The sequence below is a fragment of the Marinobacter subterrani genome (assembly GCF_001045555.1).
Taxonomy (GTDB): domain Bacteria; phylum Pseudomonadota; class Gammaproteobacteria; order Pseudomonadales; family Oleiphilaceae; genus Marinobacter; species Marinobacter subterrani.
On the sequence record NZ_LFBU01000002.1, the window covers coordinates 969,982 to 988,099 of the forward strand.

19 protein-coding genes are annotated in these 18,118 nt (G+C 60.0%); 8 read left to right on the forward strand and 11 right to left on the reverse strand.

The genetic code is table 11. From position 1 onward, the window contains the following. Positions 1 to 2 precede the first annotated feature (2 nt). Genes msub_RS20360 through msub_RS20370 form a run of 3 tightly spaced genes read right to left on the reverse strand, consistent with a single transcriptional unit; the run spans position 3 to position 1,982 of the window. Complete coding sequence (locus msub_RS20360) at positions 3 to 899, reverse strand: polyprenyl synthetase family protein (protein ID WP_048497918.1); 897 nt, start codon at positions 897 to 899, stop codon at positions 3 to 5. Next, positions 899 to 1,153 (reverse strand): exodeoxyribonuclease VII small subunit, encoded by a 255-nt coding sequence (locus msub_RS20365; RefSeq protein WP_048497919.1) that lies wholly within the window; start codon positions 1,151 to 1,153, stop codon positions 899 to 901. Before msub_RS20365 ends, msub_RS20360 begins: the two co-directional genes overlap by 1 nt. Positions 1,154 to 1,208: 55 nt before the next feature. Further along, positions 1,209 to 1,982, reverse strand: coding sequence for an NRDE family protein (locus msub_RS20370; protein ID WP_048497920.1), 774 nt, complete (start codon positions 1,980 to 1,982; stop codon positions 1,209 to 1,211). Positions 1,983 to 2,071: 89 nt separating this feature from the next. On the opposite strand from msub_RS20370, the gene msub_RS20375 reads away from it, so the two are divergent. The 4 genes from msub_RS20375 (at position 2,072) to msub_RS20390 (ending at position 5,465) form a co-directional block, all read left to right on the forward strand. After that, positions 2,072 to 2,869, forward strand: coding sequence for a sulfite exporter TauE/SafE family protein (locus tag msub_RS20375; protein WP_048497921.1), 798 nt, complete (start codon positions 2,072 to 2,074; stop codon positions 2,867 to 2,869). A 10-nt stretch (positions 2,870 to 2,879) separates the two neighbouring features. Further along, positions 2,880 to 3,668 carry a prolipoprotein diacylglyceryl transferase gene (gene lgt, locus msub_RS20380; RefSeq protein WP_048497922.1) on the forward strand — a complete coding sequence of 263 codons (789 nt, stop codon included), beginning with the start codon at positions 2,880 to 2,882 and terminating at the stop codon, positions 3,666 to 3,668. Further along, entirely contained in the window at positions 3,665 to 4,504 is an 840-nt protein-coding gene (locus msub_RS20385; RefSeq protein ID WP_048497923.1) for a thymidylate synthase, read from the forward strand. The genes lgt and msub_RS20385 overlap by 4 nt, the downstream gene beginning before the upstream one ends. A gap of 469 nt (positions 4,505 to 4,973) precedes the next feature. Further along, complete coding sequence (locus msub_RS20390) at positions 4,974 to 5,465, forward strand: dihydrofolate reductase (protein ID WP_406564714.1); 492 nt, start codon at positions 4,974 to 4,976, stop codon at positions 5,463 to 5,465. Here the strand turns inward: msub_RS20390 and msub_RS20395 are convergent. From msub_RS20395 to msub_RS20410, 4 genes are all read right to left on the reverse strand, one after another. Next, positions 5,444 to 6,955, reverse strand: coding sequence for a DEAD/DEAH box helicase (locus msub_RS20395; RefSeq protein WP_053077990.1), 1,512 nt, complete (start codon positions 6,953 to 6,955; stop codon positions 5,444 to 5,446). The genes msub_RS20390 and msub_RS20395 overlap by 22 nt on opposite strands. 138 nt (positions 6,956 to 7,093) lie before the next feature. Next, positions 7,094 to 7,993 carry a haloalkane dehalogenase gene (locus tag msub_RS20400; protein WP_048497925.1) on the reverse strand — a complete coding sequence of 300 codons (900 nt, stop codon included), beginning with the start codon at positions 7,991 to 7,993 and terminating at the stop codon, positions 7,094 to 7,096. Positions 7,994 to 8,140: 147 nt separating this feature from the next. Beyond that, positions 8,141 to 8,389 carry a hypothetical protein gene (locus msub_RS20405; protein WP_048497926.1) on the reverse strand — a complete coding sequence of 83 codons (249 nt, stop codon included), beginning with the start codon at positions 8,387 to 8,389 and terminating at the stop codon, positions 8,141 to 8,143. A 73-nt stretch (positions 8,390 to 8,462) separates the two neighbouring features. Next, on the reverse strand, positions 8,463 to 8,813 hold the full coding sequence (locus msub_RS20410; protein ID WP_048497927.1) for a hypothetical protein: 351 nt from the start codon (positions 8,811 to 8,813) through the stop codon (positions 8,463 to 8,465). A 120-nt stretch (positions 8,814 to 8,933) separates the two neighbouring features. Between msub_RS20410 and msub_RS20415 the strand changes: the two genes are divergently transcribed. Both msub_RS20415 and msub_RS20420 read left to right on the forward strand, forming a co-directional pair. Then, positions 8,934 to 9,998, forward strand: a complete 1,065-nt coding sequence (locus msub_RS20415; RefSeq protein WP_048497928.1) for an AI-2E family transporter — start codon at positions 8,934 to 8,936, stop codon at positions 9,996 to 9,998. A 131-nt stretch (positions 9,999 to 10,129) separates the two neighbouring features. Continuing rightward, the gene (locus tag msub_RS20420; RefSeq protein WP_048498053.1) at positions 10,130 to 10,546 is read left to right on the forward strand and encodes a peptidoglycan-binding domain-containing protein; all 417 of its coding nucleotides are present in this window, start codon (positions 10,130 to 10,132) and stop codon (positions 10,544 to 10,546) included. Between the two features lie 84 nt (positions 10,547 to 10,630). On the opposite strand, the gene ilvD is transcribed toward msub_RS20420, so the two are convergent. Beyond that, positions 10,631 to 12,466 carry a dihydroxy-acid dehydratase gene (ilvD, locus tag msub_RS20425; protein ID WP_048498054.1) on the reverse strand — a complete coding sequence of 612 codons (1,836 nt, stop codon included), beginning with the start codon at positions 12,464 to 12,466 and terminating at the stop codon, positions 10,631 to 10,633. Positions 12,467 to 12,624: 158 nt separating this feature from the next. Here ilvD and msub_RS20430 point away from each other — a divergent pair, with 158 nt between their 5' ends. Then, positions 12,625 to 13,881 carry an HDOD domain-containing protein gene (locus tag msub_RS20430; protein ID WP_048497929.1) on the forward strand — a complete coding sequence of 419 codons (1,257 nt, stop codon included), beginning with the start codon at positions 12,625 to 12,627 and terminating at the stop codon, positions 13,879 to 13,881. A 52-nt stretch (positions 13,882 to 13,933) separates the two neighbouring features. After that, a complete protein-coding gene (locus tag msub_RS20435) occupies positions 13,934 to 14,512 on the forward strand; it encodes an LON peptidase substrate-binding domain-containing protein (protein WP_082146597.1) in 579 nt (192 codons plus the stop codon). On the opposite strand, the gene msub_RS20440 is transcribed toward msub_RS20435, so the two are convergent. Genes msub_RS20440 through msub_RS20450 form a run of 3 tightly spaced genes read right to left on the reverse strand, consistent with a single transcriptional unit; the run spans position 14,469 to position 17,976 of the window. Beyond that, entirely contained in the window at positions 14,469 to 15,968 is a 1,500-nt protein-coding gene (locus tag msub_RS20440) for a bifunctional DedA family/phosphatase PAP2 family protein (protein ID WP_048497930.1), read from the reverse strand. The two genes, msub_RS20435 and msub_RS20440, sit on opposite strands and share 44 nt — an antisense overlap. After that, the gene (locus tag msub_RS20445) at positions 15,965 to 16,963 is read right to left on the reverse strand and encodes a GGDEF domain-containing protein (RefSeq protein WP_048497931.1); all 999 of its coding nucleotides are present in this window, start codon (positions 16,961 to 16,963) and stop codon (positions 15,965 to 15,967) included. The genes msub_RS20440 and msub_RS20445 overlap by 4 nt, the downstream gene beginning before the upstream one ends. Continuing rightward, positions 16,963 to 17,976, reverse strand: coding sequence for a GGDEF domain-containing protein (locus tag msub_RS20450; RefSeq protein ID WP_048497932.1), 1,014 nt, complete (start codon positions 17,974 to 17,976; stop codon positions 16,963 to 16,965). Before msub_RS20450 ends, msub_RS20445 begins: the two co-directional genes overlap by 1 nt. Positions 17,977 to 18,118 lie beyond the last annotated feature (142 nt).

The window sequence follows — 18,118 nt, forward strand, 5'->3', positions numbered from 1 at the left end:
GTTCAATGGGTTCTTGCCACCACGTAATCGGCCATCGCCCGCAACGGGTCGGCTTCGGGGCCAAACTCCCTGAGACTTTGCTGCGCGCTGGCAAGCAGGGCATCCAGATGCTTCCGGGCGCCGGCCACGCCAAGCAAGGCAGGGTAGGTGGGCTTGGATCGTGCGGCATCCGACCCCCTGGGCTTGCCGATCACTTCGGTGTCTCCTTCGATGTCCAGCAGGTCATCCTGCACCTGAAAGGCCAGGCCGAGGGCTTTGGCATAGCCGGCCAGGGCAGCCAGTGCCTGCTCCCCGACCGAAGGCGCGGTCATGGCTCCCATGCGGACGCTTGCTTCAATCAGGGCACCGGTTTTGTGCCGGTGCATGGTTTCCAGCTGGCTAAGGGCCAGGGATTTGCCAACGGATTCAAGATCGATCGCCTGGCCACCGACCATGCCCCGGTGGCCGCTGGCACCTGCCAGTTCCCGTACCATGGCCAGGCGCACGGATTCGGATAACCCGGGGGCCTCTGCAATCCAGCCAAACGCCAGCGCCTGCAGCGCGTCTCCGGCCAGAATGGCAGTGGCTTCATCATAGGCGATATGGGTAGTGGGACGTCCCCGGCGTAAATCATCATCATCCATGGCGGGGAGGTCGTCATGGATCAGTGAATAAGCGTGGATCAGCTCCACGGCACAGGCGGGAACCAGCGCCTGGTCATCGGACTGACCCAACGCCCGGGCCGTAGCCAGGCACAACGCGGGACGAATGCGTTTGCCACCGCCCAGTACGCTGTAGCGCATGGCCTCCTGCAGGCGCCCGGATGCCGACTCCTGTTCAATGCGCTGGTCCAGCTCCGCGTCCACGCGGGCCCGGCAGGTTTCCAGAAAATCCGCTGCGAGTTGATGTAATCCGGACATCAGCCAGCATCGTCCGCAGAGAAAGGGCGGGCTTCCAGGGTGCCGTCACTGTTCTGTACCAGTTGTTCCACGCGCTGCTCGGCGCTTTTCAGCGCCTGCTGGCATTCACGGGTCAGTTTGACGCCGCGTTCAAAGGCGGTGAGAGATTGCTCGAGTGACAGCTCCCCCTGCTCCAGATCGCGAACCAGCTTTTCCAGTTCATCGAGGGATTTCTCAAAATCGGCCATGGATGTGGCGCCTTGTTCACCGGCCATCAGGGGCCCTCCGGTCAGGTGGCGAAATTTGCCGGATTATACCAGAGCCTGAACGCTACCGCTGCCAGTGGAACTGACGGCGTTCACTGGCCTGGGCTTCCGGCCCCCAGCTCTGTTCGGTAACGTGAATGTCTCCGCTGCCCGAAACGCTGACCACGGTCGTGGCACGCGTGCCGTACTCCGAGTCGACGATGAATGGCGACGACAGGAAGCGTTCAGTCTCGATCCCTACGCCTGTGTCCGGTAATAGCCGGTCCGGGGCGGGCGTCGTGTCCTGGAGCAGGGCAATCAATTCATCGTGCAGTGCGCCTGTATGGGGGGTGGCTGCGACAATGACCTCTCCGGCGGCCTGCCGTAGCCGAACCAGTTTCGGCCAGGGCGTTTGCAAAAGGTGATTGCTCAGGCCGTAGGCGCCCCGGTGAACATGCCGGCCTGGCTGGGCATCCCGGTTACTGAAATACCACCCGTCCCGGGTGGTCAGGTGCACCAGGTTAAAGCCGGAGTAATGGTCGGCATTGCCGTGCAGATAGCCTTCCAGTTGCCGCCGTGGCTCTCGGAGTGCCCGAAGCGGAAGCTCACCCCGGCTGATCTGGCCGGCCTCCGGCGTGCCTTCCCGAACGTTGGTCACTGCACTGACCTCACCCTTGGCGGAAACCGCCAGCCAGGTTCCACCAGATTGAAGGTCCCGGCCTGCCAGCACCCGGTTACCCGTATCGGTGGTCCACCAGTCCATGGCGGCGGTGGGGCGACGGAAAAATTCATCCCGATTTGCGGCGACGACCAGTGGAAAGTGCGGGTTCTGGCCAATGCTAAAGGCGATAAGGCACATGATTTTGGGCGGCACTCCCTGAGTTAATGAAGTTGACACTTGCGCTGTGTATCATACCAGCCTTGGATTTTGCGGGTGCGTGACAAAGTATGACCCAGATATACGTGTTTGCTGCCTGTCTGGCCCTTGGAGCTGTGGCCGGCACCGTGGCGGGCCTGTTCGGGATCGGCGGTGGGCTGATCATCGTTCCGGTGCTGATGTTCGGTTTCGGCCTGCAGGGAGTCAATCCGGAGATCATTCCCCATCTTGCGGTGGGCACGTCACTTGCGACGATTGTGTTCACGTCGCTCAGTTCCATTCGCGCGCACCACAGGCATAATTCCGTGCGCTGGGATCTTTTCAGGCCGATGACCGTGGGCATTGTTGGTGGAGCACTGGTCGGTGCCTGGACCGCGTCACTGATGAGCGGGCGCTCCCTTGAACTGGCGATTGGCATATTTGTCATACTCGTCGCCGTCAAAATGCTGCTCGACGCAAACCCGAAACCCGGCCGGAAAGTGCCGGATGCCGCCGGGCTGGGTATCGCCGGCGGCGGCATCGGGTGGGCCTCGGCCATTTTCGGAATCGGCGGCGGCACCCTGACGGTGCCTTACCTGAGCTGGTGTAATGTGCGCATGCAGCAGGCTGTGGGAACCTCAGCCGCCTGTGGCCTGCCTATTGCGGTTGCCGGTGCGCTGGGCAATATCTGGACCGGTTGGCAGAATCCAGCCTTGCCGGCACTGAGTTTTGGTTTCATTTACCTGCCTGCGCTGGCCGGTGTCATTCTTACCAGTGTGGTTTTTGCCCGGGTCGGGGCCAATCTGGCTCATCGACTCAATGCCCGGGTTCTCAAGCGAATTTTTTCCATCATGCTCCTTCTGGTGGGGCTCCGTTTTCTTCTGAGTTGAGAGGTTATCGATGTTGCAACACCCCCAGATTGATCCGGTGGCCATTGCTATTGGCCCCCTCAAGATCCACTGGTACGGCCTGACCTATCTGGTGGGGTTCCTCGCAGGCTGGTGGCTTGGCCGGATCCGCACACGCAAGCCATGGTCTCCCATCAATGAAGAGCAGATGGGGGATCTGCTGTTCTACCTGGCGCTGGGTGTCATTCTTGGTGGCCGCATGGGCTATGTGTTGTTCTACAATTTTGATAATTTTCTGGCAGACCCACTTTGGCTTTTCAGAGTTTGGGAAGGCGGAATGTCCTTTCATGGTGGACTTCTGGGTGTGATGTTCGCCATGTGGTGGTACGGGCGTAAAGTGGACTGTGGTTTCTGGCGCCTGGCCGATTTCGTTGCACCACTGGTGCCGATAGGGCTCGGTGCCGGCCGGATTGGTAACTTTATCAATGGAGAACTGTGGGGCAAGCCGACCGACGTAGCCTGGGGTATGGTTTTCCGCACCGCGCCGGATTCGCTGCCCCGACACCCGTCGCAGCTTTACCAGTTTGCCCTTGAAGGCGTTGCCCTGTTTGTCATCCTGTGGTGGTTCTCATCACGGGAACGGCCGAGAATGGCGGTGTCTGGCCTGTTTCTGATCTGCTACGGCGTCTTCCGCTTCCTGGTGGAATTTGTCCGTCAGCCGGATGCACAACTGGGTTATCTGGCCTTTGGCTGGCTGACCATGGGACAGGTACTCTCCTTCCCGATGATTGTTGCGGGCGCGGCCTTGATGTTTATTGCCTATCGGAGAAAAGCCGAATGAAAGCCTACCTCGACCTGATGCAGGACGTTGTCGATAACGGATTCAACAAAGGTGACCGCACCGGCGTAGGCACCCGTTCGGTCTTCGGTCGCCAGCTCCGGTTCAATCTGCAGGACGGTTTCCCCCTGGTAACCACCAAGAAAGTCCACCTGCGCAGCATTATCTATGAACTGCTCTGGTTCCTCCGGGGCTCCACCGACAACACCTGGTTGCAGGAGCGCAAGGTCTCCATCTGGAACGAGTGGGCCCTGGAAAACGGCGACCTTGGCCCTATCTACGGCAAACAGTGGCGCAGTTGGCAGTGCCCGAATGGCGAGGTGGTCGACCAGATCAGCGAGGTCATCGAACAGATTCGCGCCAAACCCAATTCCCGCCGCCTGATCGTCTCGGCCTGGAATCCGGCGGAGCTTCCGGACGAATCCATCGGGCCCCAGGACAACGTCCGGCAAGGGCGTATGGCGTTGGCGCCCTGTCACTGTCTGTTCCAGTTCTACGTAGCTGACGGCAAACTCTCGTGCCAGCTATACCAGCGCAGCGCGGATCTGTTTTTGGGCGTGCCCTTCAATATTGCGTCCTATGCGTTGCTGACCCACATGATCGCCCAGCAGTGTGATCTGGATGTGGGTGAGTTTGTCCACACATTCGGCGACTGCCACCTGTATCAGAATCACCTGACCGACGACATTGTCTTCGAGCAACTGAAGCGGGAGCCGAAGGCATTGCCGAATCTGGTCATCAAGCGCAAGCCGGCGAGTATCTTCGAGTACGAGCTGGAGGACTTCGAGTTTGAGGGTTATGACCCTTATCCAGGTATTAAGGCGCCTATTGCCATTTGAGTTGCTATCGATAGCCAGTCCTCTTGGCTTGGTGGCGTCGGTGGAGCAGGCTGGGGCTTTCCGAAAAACGCTGTGAATACGTCCGTGTACGCTTGGCTCCGCCATCCATGGCTCCGCACATTTTCGGAAAGCCCCAGCCTGCTCCACCGCGTCCGGACTGACGGAGATGGAATTTCCCGAATTCTTGAATGGGTGGCCATTTCGTTTCTCATCAAAACCTACTCAATGCTGGCAAAAGTGGGTTTCAGGTAAGCTGACTCCACGATTGAATCGCATCAGGGCGGGTAGGTTCCTCCAAAAATGTGCGGAGCCATGGATGGCGGAGCCCAAGCCGCGCATGGATGCCTTGAGGCGTTTTTTGGAGGAACCTACCCGCCCTGATGCAGCCCCCGAGTCATGAGCTTCAGAAGTGGGATTCAGAGTTTTACATTAAAGGGAGAGAAAGGTGAGAAAAGCCCTGATAGTAGCCATGTCCCGAAACCGGGTCATTGGCCGGAACAACAACCTGCCGTGGTACCTGCCGGGCGATCTCCGTTACTTCAAGCAGGCCACCATGGGCAAGCCCATTATCATGGGACGGAAAACCTGGGACTCCATTGGTCGACCCTTGCCTGGGCGGATGAACGTGGTGATTTCCCGGAATGAAACCTGGGAAGCGCCGACCGGAACCGTGGCCGCAAAGTCACTGCAAGAGGCGTTGGTGAAAGCCGAAGCCCAGGCTGAACTGGAAGGTGGTGACGAAGTGATGATAATCGGTGGTGGCCAGATCTATGCGGAGGCACTGCCGATGGTCGACCGGATGTACGTCACCCTGGTGCACGCTGAGGTGGAGGGCGATGCCTTCTTTCCGGAAGTGAACTGGGAGGAGTGGGAAGAAATCGGACGGGAGGATTTCTCCGCGTCCGATAACAACCCTTACGACTACAGCTTCGTCGTCTATCAGCGCTTGCCTTCGCCCTGACGGGGCGGGCGCTTGCCGGCGGGTTTACCACCCTTGCCGGGAGGCTTGCCTTTCGGGCCCGGGCCGCCGCGGCCCTTGGGGCCTTTCTTGAAGCCCGGCTTGTACCCGGGCTTGCCACCCGGGCGATCACGGCGCGGGGGCGCGGTTGCGGAAATCTCCGGCAAGGCCTCCGGCTGCTCCAGCGGGAGCGAGCCCGGCTGGGACGCTTCCAGCCAGCAGGCCAGGGCGCCGGCAACCATCGCCGTATCCATGTCGTTGCGCTCGGCGATCTCGTCCAGCAGCGCCATGGCTTTGGCCAGCTTGCCATCCTCGGCAAAGCCCAGCAGCTGCGTTTCGAACTGCTGCTCGCGCATCTTTTTCAGCTCTACCGGCGAAGGCAGTTGATAGGCTTGCATGGGTGAGTTGGTTGCACGTTCCAGGGTGCGCAGCCAACTGCGTTCCCGGGGTGTGACCAGCAGGATTGCCTTGCCTTCACGTCCGGCGCGACCGGTACGGCCGGTGCGGTGGATGTAGGCTTCGGTATCGTAGGGCACGTCGTAGTTGATCACGTGGGTGATCCTGGGTACATCCAGACCACGAGCGGCCACGTCGGTGGCAACGATGATGTCTTTTTTGCCGCGCTTGAGGTCTTCAACCGTCTGCTCTCGCTGACGCTGATTGAGATCGCCATTCAGCGGGGCAACCGCATGTCCGCGGGCAGAGAGTTTTTCGGCCAGCAGGGTGGTTTCTGCCTTGGTGCGCACGAAAATAATGGCGGCGTCGAACGGCTCCACTTCCAGGATCCGGGTCAGCGCATCCAGCTTGCGCTCGGCGTAGACCGGCAGAACAAACTGGGAAATACGCTCAACCGTGCGGGTTTCGCTCTCGATCCGGACCTCGACGGCGTTGCGCAGGTATGTCTGGGCGACTTTCTTGATCTGCGGCGGCATGGTGGCCGAGAACAGAGCGCGCTGACAGTTCTCCGGTGTTTTTGCCAGAATCGCTTCTACGTCATCAATAAAGCCCATGCGCAGCATTTCGTCGGCTTCATCCAGAACCAGCGCCTTCAGGCTATCCAGTTTTAGGGTGCCTTTACGCAGATGATCGAGCATACGGCCCGGCGTGCCCACGATCACCTGGGCGCCACGGCGCAGGCCCTTGATCTGCGGATAGAAATCCTGACCGCCATAGATTGGCAGGACATGGAAGTTGCGGAACTTGCTGGCGTAGGTGGTAAACGCTTCGGCCACCTGGATGGCCAGTTCGCGCGTTGGCGCCAGAACCAGAATCTGGGGGTCGGTTACAGTGGCGTCAATCCGGCTCAACAGAGGCAGTGCAAAGGCCGCGGTTTTACCGGTACCTGTCTGGGCAACACCCAGCAGATGATTGCCGGCAAGCAGCGCAGGAATGGCCTGAGCCTGGATCGGTGACGGGGTTTCGTAGCCAACGGCGGAGACAGCTTCAAGTACGGCTGGATCCAGCCCCAGTTCGGCAAATGACAATTCGGACATTGATTCACTCGGAATTCGGGAGGTAGAGCATTGACGGGCAATGCATGATGTGCACGTATTATAGCGGTTTTCCTGCGGTTTTAATACGTAAAACCTTGGCGGGGTTGTAGGTAGTTGCCGGTGAGGTTTTATGGCGGCTCAGGCCGCCATTTCGGACCTCAGTGCATCGATTATGATGCGCGCGAAATCTTCCGGCGAGTCTTCCTGAAGGAAGTGTCCGCCGCGCAGGGTGATGTGCGGCTGGCCGTGGGCCCCGGGAATCCGGCGCTGCATGTACCGATCGCCGCCACGGGTGATCGGGTCACCGCTGCTGAAGCATGTGATGAAGGGTTTTTTCCATTTCTCCAGAACCTGCCAGGCGGCCCGGTTGGCCAGGCTGTCCGGCGTCCCCGGCTCGATTGGCACGAGCTTTGGGAAAGCCCTGGCTCCGGCCTTGAAGTCGGCGGCGGGGAATGGCGCCTCATAGGCGGTAAGTTCGGCCTTGCTCAGGGTGCGCTCAGTGCCGAGCTGGACAATCCGCCCGACCGGGAACCAGGGGCTGTGGGTCGCAAACGCCTTCCAGATCGAGAACACCGCGGGCACCCGGGTGTCGCCGGTCGGCAACATGCCATTACCGACAATGATGCGGGCGAACCGCTGCGGGTGCTCGGCGGCCAGTCGCAGGCCCAGCAGCGAACCCCAGTTCTGGCATACCAGAGTGATGTTCGTAAGGTTCAGACCTTCCAGCCAGTTGGCCAGCCAGGCCAGGTGCCGGCCATAGCTGTAATCCTCGACCGAGGCCGGCTTGTCTGACTTGCCGAAGCCGATTAGATCCGGCGCCAGTACCCGGTGGCCGGCGTCTGCCACCAGGGGAATCATGTGCCGGTACAGGTAGGACCAGGATGGCTCGCCATGCAGCATGAGCACCGGGGAGGCATGGCGAGGGCCCTCGTCAACATAATGCATTCGAAGACCGGGCTCGGCGTCCAGAAAATGTGGAGCAAAAGGGTAATCCGGAAGACCAGCGAAGCGGGCTTCATCGGTTCTCAGAATACGCATGCCATCGACTGTCCTGACTGATTGGTTGCGTGATTGCCGGGAACGACCTGGTGCTCAGATTTCCCTAATACAATCGTCGAACGTCAGGATAAATCAGATGGAAATTTTGTGTGTTTGAGTTGCGTAACAGAGCGTTGCCGGTTTGAATCAGGAGGCGATCGAGAACAGGCGTTCGGAGTTGTCAACGCCCGCCAGGGCCTCATCACAGCAGTTGACCGCACCGCAATCATCGGCGGAGCACAGGCCGATAGTCTTGCATTCCATGTCCTGATGCTGGTTCCCCTTGTTCCGGAAAATCCGGCTGCGGGAAAGAATGGACCGGCAGTGGCCACAGAGCAGGGTAGGTACCGCGCTGCCCTTGGCCAGGATGGCGGTAAAATGGTGTTGTTCAGTCATAAATATCCTCCTGATACTGCCCAACATAGGGGCCGAGTATGACAGTTCAAAGTCCGGGGCCGGATTGTGCGGCTTATTTGTCCGGATCGACCCTTGGTTTACGGTTGGAACGCTTGTCCTCCCAGTCAAGCGCCTTGGGATCATACCAGCCGATGGCATTGAGAACCCTGTCCCGGGTTTGCGGAGACAGGGTTGGCCAGAGTTCCTGAAAGTCTTCCAGCCCCAGTTCGCGCTGCCTGAGCTGCTTGCTCTGCAGCCGGTTGATAATTCGCGGCAGTTGCAGGGCATCGCCAAGTTGGCCGGGCACCAGCACCTCCTGGCCCATCACCTTGCGCCGGTGAGTTCGCGCAGCCAGTACCTTCCGCAACTGCGTGGCAGCTTCCAGAGCGGTTTCCGTGGTGAAGGTTTCCAGTTCCAACAACATGACCTGTTAAGTGGTTGATCAATAACCGTCCACTATAACCTGAAGATGGCTACAGTGGCCACGCCAGCGTGTTAGGCTAGATTACTCAGATCGAACTCTTTCCGGGGAACCGCGAGAACTATGTACGCAAAACTTGAGACACGGACCTTTCTTGCCTTGCTGGTGGGGGTCTCCCTGGCTTTTGTATTTCTGATGAAGCCGTTCTTCGGGCCCATCTTCTGGGCCGTTGCCATTGCCCTGATTTTCCATCCGGTGCAGCAGTTCCTGGTCCGGAAACTGGGCGAGCGGCCTAACCTGAATGCGCTGATTACGCTTTTTTTCTGCATGATTATTGTGGTGATCCCGGTGCTCGTTCTCGTTACGTCGCTGATCGCCGAGGGCGTTGCCCTGTTCCAGCAGATCCAGAGTGGTGACCTGAAGCCGGGCGAGTACATTGACCGCGTTTACCAGTCGTTCCCGGCTATCCAGACGTTCCTCTCCCAGTTTGATATCAGCTTTGCCGAGTTACGGGATCGGGCTGTCAATATCTTTGTCGGCGGCAGCCAGTTCCTGGCCAAGCAGGCCCTGGGCTTTGGCCAGAATACCTTTCAGTTTTTCCTGGGGTTGGCCCTGATGGTTTACCTGGCTTTTTTCCTGCTGCGGGACGGCAGTTCGCTGGTGGAGTTGATGATCCGGGCGCTGCCGCTGGGCGATGAACGGGAGCGACTGCTGTTTGCAAAGTTCGCTGAAGTGACCCGCGCCACAGTCAAGGGCAATTTGTTGATTGCCCTGATCCAGGGGGCGCTTGGCGGGCTGATATTCTGGATTCTGGGGATCACCGGCGCCCTGCTTTGGGGAGTGGTGATGGCGATTGTTTCCCTGATTCCCGCGGTCGGGGCTGCGCTGGTCTGGGTGCCTGCAGCCATTTATCTGGCGGCGGTTGGTGATCTGGTTGAAGCGACGGTTCTGACCCTGTTCGGCGTGCTGGTGATTGGTCTGGCAGATAACGTGCTTCGCCCCATCCTCGTGGGGCGAGACACCAAGCTGCCCGACTACATAGTGTTGCTGTCGACCCTGGGGGGGATTGTCATGTTCGGCGTTAACGGCTTCGTAATGGGCCCTCTGGTTGCGGCCTTGTTCATGGCTTTCTGGGGTATCTTCATCCGTGAATTCGGTCATGAGGCCCATCGCGACCGAGGCGCTTGATGTCGGGCAAGGCGATATGCGACAAAAGTATGGTAGTCTTTCACACGATTGCCCAAGCCTGTGGAGATAGGCACCACATAACAAAAAAGACAGGGTATCCACAGATGCCCGGAGTTAAGCAGGTGAGCACCATGAGAAACGCGACAACCCGACTGGGACGCCTGGCCGCTGCGGCCGGCATGGCGGTTTCGCTGGGCATTGCTGCCCCCGCAGCCTTTGCGGACGAGACCGTTGCACTCAAGAACGCCCTGTACGGCGCAGGGTATGAAATCACCAATGTCAGCCCGAAAATGGACGACACAACCCGAGCCGCACTGACCAAATTCCAGAAAGACAACGGGCTGCAGGCCACCGGCGCGCTGAACGAGCCAACGAAAAAAGCCCTGGGAATGGTGTCAATGCAGGTTGCGGCAGCTCCCGCGCAATCGGCCAGCAGTTCCGGTGCTGCCGCGGCAGTTTCTTCCGGTTCGACACAGGAACAGGAGCCGAAGCAGGACAAGGATGAAGTGATTGAAGAAGAGGACGATGGCGGCTGGTCCCTCTGGTAAATCCGGTTCCGGTCACAAAAAAGCCCGCCAGAGACTATCCGGCGGGCTTTTTTTTGGCTGTCCAGTTACCGTTTTTCAGGGCTCTCAATCGAGCTTGCTGAGGTCCCGGACGGCGCCCTTGTCGGCACTTGTTGCCAGCAGTGCGTAGGCCTTGAGGGCCGCTGACACTTTCCGGTCCCGGGGCAGGTCTGGCTTCCACCCTTTTGCATCCCGGGCTTCCCGGCGGCGGTCAAGTGCGTGCTGGTCGAGCTCGACATTGATGGTCCGGTTCGGAATGTCGATGCGGATGATGTCGCCATCCTCAATCAGCCCGATCGCACCACCGGCGGCGGCCTCAGGCGAGGCGTGGCCAATGGACAGGCCGGAGGTTCCGCCGGAGAAACGCCCGTCAGTCAGCAGCGCGCATTCCTTGCCCAGCCCCTTGGATTTCAGATAACTGGTCGGGTAGAGCATTTCCTGCATACCGGGACCACCGCGGGGACCCTCGTAGCGGATAATGACCACCTCGCCGGGTTTGACCTCGTCCGCCAGGATGCCGGCTACCGCAGAATCCTGGCTTTCGAACACCTTGGCCTTGCCTTCGAAAACATAGATGCTTTCGTCCACGCCCGCGGTTTTCACCACGCAGCCGTCCAGAGCGATATTGCCAAAGAGCACGGCGAGCCCGCCCTCTGAGCTGTAGGCGTTCTCAACCGAACGGATGCAACCGGATTCCCGGTCGCCGTCCAGGCTTGGCCAGCGGGTGTTCTGGGAGAAAGCGGTCTGGGTCGGGATGCCGGCCGGGCCTGCCTTGTAGAATTCCACCACCTCCGGGGTCGGAGAGCGCATGATGTCCCAGGTCTGGAGGGCTTCTCTCATGGTTTTGCTGTGCACCGTGGGCAGATCGGTGTTGATCAGCCCGCCCCGCTCCAGCTCGCCCAGAATACCCATGATGCCGCCGGCGCGGTGCACATCTTCCATGTGGTACTTGGGGGAGTTCGGCGCCACCTTGCACAATTGCGGAACCCGGCGCGAAAGCTGGTCGATTTCGTTCAGGGTGAAGGGCACACCGCCTTCCTGAGCCGCCGCCAACAAGTGCAGGATGGTGTTGGTGGAACCACCCATGGCGATGTCCATGACCATGGCATTTTCGAAGGCGGCCATCGAGGCGATGCTCAGTGGCAGAACGCTGGCGTCATCTTCCTCGTAATAGCGGCGGGCATTCTCCACAATCTGTCGGCCGGCTTTCAGGAACAGTTGCTCCCGGTCGGCGTGGGTGGCCAGCAGTGAACCATTGCCCGGCAGCGCCAGGCCAATGGCCTCGGTCAGGCAGTTCATCGAGTTGGCAGTGAACATGCCGGAGCAGGAACCACAGGTCGGACAGGCGCTGCGTTCGTACTCTTCCACCTGTTCGTCAGAGGCGTTGGGGTCTGCAGCAATGACCATGGCATCCACCAGGTCCAGCTTGTGTTCGGACAGCTTCGTTTTGCCCGCTTCCATGGGCCCGCCCGAGACGAAAATCGTGGGGATGTTCAGGCGCATGGCCGCCATCAGCATGCCCGGGGTAATCTTGTCGCAGTTGGAAATGCACACAAGCGCGTCGGCACAGTGGGCGTTCACCATGTACTCCACGGAGTCGGCGATGATCTCCCTTGAGGGCAGGGAGTAGAGCATGCCGTCGTGGCCCATGGCGATGCCGTCGTCCACGGCGATGGTGTTGAATTCCTTGGCCACACCATCGGCGGCTTCGATCTCACGGCACACCAGTTGTCCCAGATCCTTCAGGTGCACGTGGCCCGGAACAAACTGGGTAAAGGAGTTGGCAACGGCGATGATGGGTTTGCCGAAATCCCCGTCTTTCATACCGGTGGCGCGCCAGAGGGCGCGGGCGCCGGCCATGTTTCGGCCTGCGGTGGATGTCCGCGAACGATACTGTGGCATGGTGTGCTGTTCTCTCTGTTGTTTTCTGATGGCAGTGTGCAAAAAAACAGAGGATACCAGATTAGACTCCAGGCGCATGGTTGTTTTCAGAGGCGCTGCTTACAATAGGTAACACAGTTGCCAAATTTTCCCGGTTTCAACCGGCAAGGAGTATGCCTATGGCTGGCCAGGAAAGCCTGCCGCTACGTCGCCTCAGAGAGTTTCAGCCACTTAACCGGCTGACTGATGATCAACTGGTGCTGCTTGCCAGCCGTGCCGAAAGAAGAACCCACGGTCCCGGGCAGCGGGTTATTGAGCGCGGTGTGCGGGACGGTCTCGATTTTTTTCTGGTCGCGGGCAAGGTCGAGCTTGAGTCTCTTGATGGCCGGAAAACGCTGGTGGAAGCCGGGACTGAGAAGGCCAACACCCCCATCGCGCGGTTGCAGCCCCGAATGTACGATGTTATTGCGGTCAAGCCCTGCGAATTCCTGGTCGTCGAACAGGAAATTCTCAACCAGCTCTTGCGGGCGGCCCCCGTTGCGCAGGTGGAAATGGGCTCCGGGGAGGGTAGCGGCGGTATCGAGAGCGAGGAGCACCACCTCCTGATGGAGTTCTACTCGGAACTGCGATCGAACCAGATCAAGCTGCCCAGTGTTCCCGATGTGGCCTGGAAGGTTCGGCGGGCCGTCGACCGCGAGGAGTCTACGGCTGAGCAGGTGGCGCAGGCGGTGTCTGCCGATCCTGCCATGGCTGCCAAGCTGGTCCGGGCCTGTAACAGCCCGCTATATCGCGGCTTCAGCGACGTCCGTAATGTTCGCGAGGCGGTCGTCCGGTTGGGTATGCGCACCACGCGGCAACTGGTAACGGTGTTCTCCATGCGGGAGGTGTTCAAGACCCGCCAGGCGTCCTTACAGAAGGAAATGGAGAAGCTGTGGCGCCATTCCAGGGAAGTTGCTGCCTTGTGCTGGGTGCTGGCCGACCATGCCACTGGGCTCAACCCCGAGGAGGCGCTGCTGGCTGGCCTGCTTCATGACATCGGAGTGGTGCCGATCCTGGTGCAGGCGGAGCACCACGTGAATCTCTTTGCCAATGAGGCCAACCTGAACCATGCTATCGAAGAGCTGAGGTCGGACGTCGGCACCGCCGTGCTGGAGAACTGGTCCTTCCCGCCGACGTTCATTGAAGCGGTTCGGCATGCTGCAGACTGGGGCTACGAATGCCGTGAAGCAGCGCCGCAGCTGGTGGACGTGGTCATTGTTGCCCGCTTGCACTCGTTGATCGGGTCCAGCCAGAATGCCGAGCTGCCTCCGTTCGACCAGGTGCCGGCGTACCGCCGTCTGGGGGAGCTGGAACTCAATGCCTCCCGCAGCCTGCAGTTGCTGACCGAGGCCAGGGCCCGGGTGGACGAAGTCCAGCAACTGCTGTCTATCCGGTGAGTGTCCGGGCTGTGTACACTGTAGGGCCTGATTACCGGTAACTGTTGCACTTATGAATGTACCTTTGTTCCCCCTGAACTCCATCGTCCTGCCCAGGGGCAGGATTCCCCTGCAGCTGTTTGAGCCACGTTACATCGATATGCTCACCCGCTGCCTGAAGGAAGACCGCGGCTTTGTGGTGGTTCTTCTGCGGGAAGGCGGTGAAGCGGGGCCCACCGCGACTTTCTACGATATTGGCACGTATGTCCGGATCATCGACTTCCAGCAGCTCGAAAACGGGCTTCTGGGAATTACGGTGGAAGGGGCATCGAAGGTGTCGGTGGTTCGTAGCTGGCAGCAGGACGATGGGCTCAATGTCGGCGATGTGGAGTGCCTTGTTGAGGAGGTGGAAAGCGAGGTGCCCCAGCATTTCAGCGAGCTGCCCTCGGTGCTTCGGGCCTTGTTCCGGCACCCGGTGATCCGGGATCTGAATATGGACATTGACTACGGCGACGCCCGGGATGTTGGCTGGCGCCTCACGGAACTGCTGCCCCTGGACAAGCAGGAAAAGCAGAAGCTCGTGGAGTTGCAGGATCCACTGGAGAGGCTCAGCCGCCTCCAGTGGTTGCTGGAAGCCCTGGAGGAGGGCTGACAACCTCGCTCGTCGGTCGCAGATCCATGACAGCGTCCTCCCAGGACAAAGTAATGTATGAACCTGCGAAAGCCAGCCACAGGACCGCCGCAACGGCGAAAGTCACATCCGGTGCCAGTGGCACCCGGTCGTAACGGCTGTAGCTGGCCCTTGTGGCGCCGGTGATCGCCAGGCCAAGCAGAAGCCCGCCGACCACATCGGTGAACCAGTGAACGCCCAGGTAAAGGCGACTCACTGCCACAGGAACCAGGGGTAGTGACAACAGGATGTAGGACTGCCACCGTTCCCGGTTCTGTGTCTCACCGGCGATAAAGCTGGCCAGCAGGGTAACCGTCAAGGTAATGCCTGTTGCATGCCCGCTGGGGAAGGCGCCGGAACCCGGTGGGCTCAGAACTTCGTCCGGCCGTGGAATGCCGAACGCCCATTTCAGGCCCCAGACCAGGACGATGGTTGCCAGAGCAGCAACCACAATGTGCGCAGCGGCGGCATAGTAACCCCGGAACAGAAACGCCAGGCACGCCAGGATACCGGCGGCGACAAGAACAGGCGGATCGCCCAGAAGCGTGAAGACAATAAATGGGCCGTCCAGCAGCGGTTGGCGGAGCTGCTCGAACCAGTGCAGGGTCGCCTGATTAAAGCCCTCCAGCAGGTGAGTGGCCGTGGCCAGTTGTCCCCAGATTACAAACAGGGCGGCGGCGCCGATGGCAAGCATGAAGGAGGCGAGCGGGAATTCGCCCTCCCTGGCAGGCCTCTGATTGGTGTAAAGGCGCCAGAAGCGGTGGGTGGCTTCGTATCCGGCCATTCGCTGCTCCAGCCACCGGTAGCTGCGGCTGCCTTCCCCGAGCCCCAGCTGAAACCGCACCAGGACGAAATAGACGGCAAGCAGCACCGCCAGGCTGGTGCCGGTAACGGCATAGACGTGGGCCGGCGCCCGGATGTTACTCGCCAGGGCGCTGCCTACCAGAAACCCCGGGAAAATGTACACCGGCGCCCAGGCAACCGCAGAGCCGATGTTAAACGCCAGAAAGCGACGCCATGGCATCATCAGGGCCCCGGCAACCAGTGGGATGACCGGCCGTATCGGCCCTAGAAACCGACCGAATATGACACTCTTGCCACCGTGGCGCCGGAAAAAGTGCTCGCCCTTGCCGATAATTTTGGGGTAGCGACTTAGCGGCCAGATCTCGGTCAGCCGGCCCTGCATAAGCCGCCCGAGACCAAAACTGGTGGTGTCGCCCAAAATGGCGCCAAGGCCGGCCCAGAGCAGCGCATCGGGCAAGGGCATTCCGGTCTTGCCCGCCAGCACCGCGACCGCAAACAGGATGGCGACGCCGGGAACAACGATGCCGGCAAGGGCAAGGGACTCCGTGAATGCGGCGGTAAACAGGGCCAGTGCCAGCCAGCCTGGATGCGTGCTGAGCCAGGCAGACAAGTCGTTCAGCCAGGTATAGCTCATGTTTCTATGGCTTCTCCGGCACTGAACCAGACTGAGTCTGGCCCCCGCCTGTGTGCCTCTGCCATCGCCTCTTGTGCCCGCTTGCGGAGCGTATCGGTACGGGTGTCGCCGCTGCCACGGGTGGTGCAGCCCAGGCTGACAGTTGCCTTGCCAACGACCGGCCACGTCTGTTCGGCAATGGTTCGGCGGATGCGTTCGGCGATCACTCTCACGCCCTCTTCTGGTGTGAATGGCAGTATCAGGAAGAACTGTGTGTCCTTCAGGGTGTACAGGGTGTCGCCCGCGCGAATAACCCCGAACAGGTGTTCGGTCATGTGCCGGAAAAGGCCCTGAACCTGGGCTTTGCCGTGCAGGTCGGCAATTTCGTCTGCGTAATCAATGCTCAGGTCAATCACCGACAGGGGATGCCCGGTGGCGATTGCCCGGCTGATCTCCTTTTGCAGGGTTTCGTCCAGAAAACGGGCATTGTGAGCGCCGGTAAGGGGGTCGGTTATGGCAAGGTCTTCCGCAGACTGTGCCATGTGATCGTAATGCCAGATGTACAGTGCGGCGGCCGAAAGCAGAATGAAGAGCCCGCCGATGATGGTGACCGCATCAGCCGGGGCCTGCCGCAGGAACAGGATGACCGACATGGGAATCAGCAGCAGAAGCGACAGCGCCACCCCCTGGCGTAATGGCAGAATCAGCAGGTTCAGGACAACAAGCGGCATGGCCCAGTGGCTGATGCCGGGCGCCTCCATGGTCAGCAGGGCCGCCAGTATGCCGCTGTTCAGGCCGGAAAGAATAATCAGATGGCCCGGAGCCGAAAGCTGGTGCCGGCGGTAGATAACCGTGTAAATGACGCCGGCCAGCGTCAGCAGCGCCATGCCTGTTGCCAGATAAAACAGCTCGTAAAAGCCGTAACGCAGGTTCTGCATGGCCAGTGTGAAAATAAACAGGCAGGCGATGCCGTAACCGAAGGCGTGGGTCCAGGTCCTGAGCCGGGTTTCTGTCATTAAACTGGCCCCTGTGTCTGCGGCTGGCCGGGTTGTGCCGGCTGTGACCAGGCGCTGTAGGCCTGGCTACGGTTGCCTCCCTGTTGCTGGGCCCGGCGCAGGGCGTTGGCGGCACTTTGCTGAAGCGTGTTGGCGTCGTCTCCTATGTTGAGCCCGGCAATGCCGGTACTGACAGTGAGATTCATGCCGTGACTTTCGAGCAGTGTGGCCAGTCCGCGGCGGATGGTTTCACCGCGGGCGATGGCATCACTGGTGGAGATGCCCGGGAGGATCACCAGGAACTGAAGGTCTGCCACCCGGTAGTAGGTATCAAAATCCCGTATCTGGGAGTGCAGGTAGCGGCCGATACGCGGCAGGATCGAGCGGATATCCTCGTCCGGATCATGGTCGCTCAGATGGGTGTCCAGGCCGATCATGATAATGGACATATCCGTGCCTTCCCGCTCGCTGCGCTGGATTTCCTTGTGCAGATCGGCAGACAGGTATTCCCGGCTGGCGGCCTGGGTCAGTTCATCGGTCCGGCGCAGGGGCGCCAGTTGTCGGGTTTTGTACTCTCGCAGGAAGACCAGCAGGGCCGATAACAGCATGGTGAGAAGAAAGGCGCTGATCATCTGGTGGCGATCGGCCAGCCCCACCGCCCACTGTGTTGCTACCATGGCCAGCACTACGATGACCAGAGTGATTGCGCCTGCGAATGCCAGGGGAACAAGGGCAAACGCGACAAGAGGAAGCGCGTAGAGCCAGTGGCTCAGCACCCAGGGCCCGATCCAGAAACTGGTTAGCAGGATCAGCACAAGAGCCAGAAAAAACGCCTGCTGAACCTTCGGCCAAGGCCGGTTTACCCGGCTGGGGTGAAATGTTCTGCCTGAGATCACAATGCCCGCGGCTGCGCCCGCTGCCGCCGCTACCATTGGCTCGCCCAGCATGGCGCACAGAACGGCAATGGCGATCAGAGCCACCAGGCCTGCCCGTGACAACTTGCTTAACAGGAATTTTTCGGCCAATTGGGCCATGATATCCGTCCTTTTCTCAACTCCCTGAAAAAAATCCTTCCCGAAGTTTCCGAGTATGGCATACCGCAGCGGTATAATATCTGTTTGGGATGCGTACTTGAAACGGGAAAGGTAAAGTTAGGCACTAATTCCCGATTTCCGC

What these genes read in the sequence shown, in the direction of transcription:
- msub_RS20445 (WP_048497931.1), bottom strand. Translation starts at nt 16,963, where the DNA reads ATGACAGAAACCCGGCTCAGGACCTGGACCCACGCCTTCGGTTACGGC.
- msub_RS20410 (WP_048497927.1), bottom strand. Translation starts at nt 8,813, where the DNA reads ATGTTGTTGGAACTGGAAACCTTCACCACGGAAACCGCTCTGGAAGCT.
- msub_RS20430 (WP_048497929.1), top strand. Translation starts at nt 12,625, where the DNA reads ATGGCTGGCCAGGAAAGCCTGCCGCTACGTCGCCTCAGAGAGTTTCAG.
- ilvD (WP_048498054.1), bottom strand. Translation starts at nt 12,466, where the DNA reads ATGCCACAGTATCGTTCGCGGACATCCACCGCAGGCCGAAACATGGCC.
- msub_RS20405 (WP_048497926.1), bottom strand. Translation starts at nt 8,389, where the DNA reads ATGACTGAACAACACCATTTTACCGCCATCCTGGCCAAGGGCAGCGCG.
- msub_RS20370 (WP_048497920.1), bottom strand. Translation starts at nt 1,982, where the DNA reads ATGTGCCTTATCGCCTTTAGCATTGGCCAGAACCCGCACTTTCCACTG.
- msub_RS20435 (WP_082146597.1), top strand. Translation starts at nt 13,934, where the DNA reads ATGAATGTACCTTTGTTCCCCCTGAACTCCATCGTCCTGCCCAGGGGC.
- msub_RS20440 (WP_048497930.1), bottom strand. Translation starts at nt 15,968, where the DNA reads ATGAGCTATACCTGGCTGAACGACTTGTCTGCCTGGCTCAGCACGCAT.
- msub_RS20400 (WP_048497925.1), bottom strand. Translation starts at nt 7,993, where the DNA reads ATGCGTATTCTGAGAACCGATGAAGCCCGCTTCGCTGGTCTTCCGGAT.
- msub_RS20375 (WP_048497921.1), top strand. Translation starts at nt 2,072, where the DNA reads ATGACCCAGATATACGTGTTTGCTGCCTGTCTGGCCCTTGGAGCTGTG.
- msub_RS20360 (WP_048497918.1), bottom strand. Translation starts at nt 899, where the DNA reads ATGTCCGGATTACATCAACTCGCAGCGGATTTTCTGGAAACCTGCCGG.
- msub_RS20390 (WP_406564714.1), top strand. Translation starts at nt 4,974, where the DNA reads ATGTCCCGAAACCGGGTCATTGGCCGGAACAACAACCTGCCGTGGTAC.
- msub_RS20420 (WP_048498053.1), top strand. Translation starts at nt 10,130, where the DNA reads ATGAGAAACGCGACAACCCGACTGGGACGCCTGGCCGCTGCGGCCGGC.
- msub_RS20450 (WP_048497932.1), bottom strand. Translation starts at nt 17,976, where the DNA reads ATGGCCCAATTGGCCGAAAAATTCCTGTTAAGCAAGTTGTCACGGGCA.
- msub_RS20415 (WP_048497928.1), top strand. Translation starts at nt 8,934, where the DNA reads ATGTACGCAAAACTTGAGACACGGACCTTTCTTGCCTTGCTGGTGGGG.
- lgt (WP_048497922.1), top strand. Translation starts at nt 2,880, where the DNA reads ATGTTGCAACACCCCCAGATTGATCCGGTGGCCATTGCTATTGGCCCC.
- msub_RS20385 (WP_048497923.1), top strand. Translation starts at nt 3,665, where the DNA reads ATGAAAGCCTACCTCGACCTGATGCAGGACGTTGTCGATAACGGATTC.
- msub_RS20365 (WP_048497919.1), bottom strand. Translation starts at nt 1,153, where the DNA reads ATGGCCGGTGAACAAGGCGCCACATCCATGGCCGATTTTGAGAAATCC.
- msub_RS20395 (WP_053077990.1), bottom strand. Translation starts at nt 6,955, where the DNA reads ATGTCCGAATTGTCATTTGCCGAACTGGGGCTGGATCCAGCCGTACTT.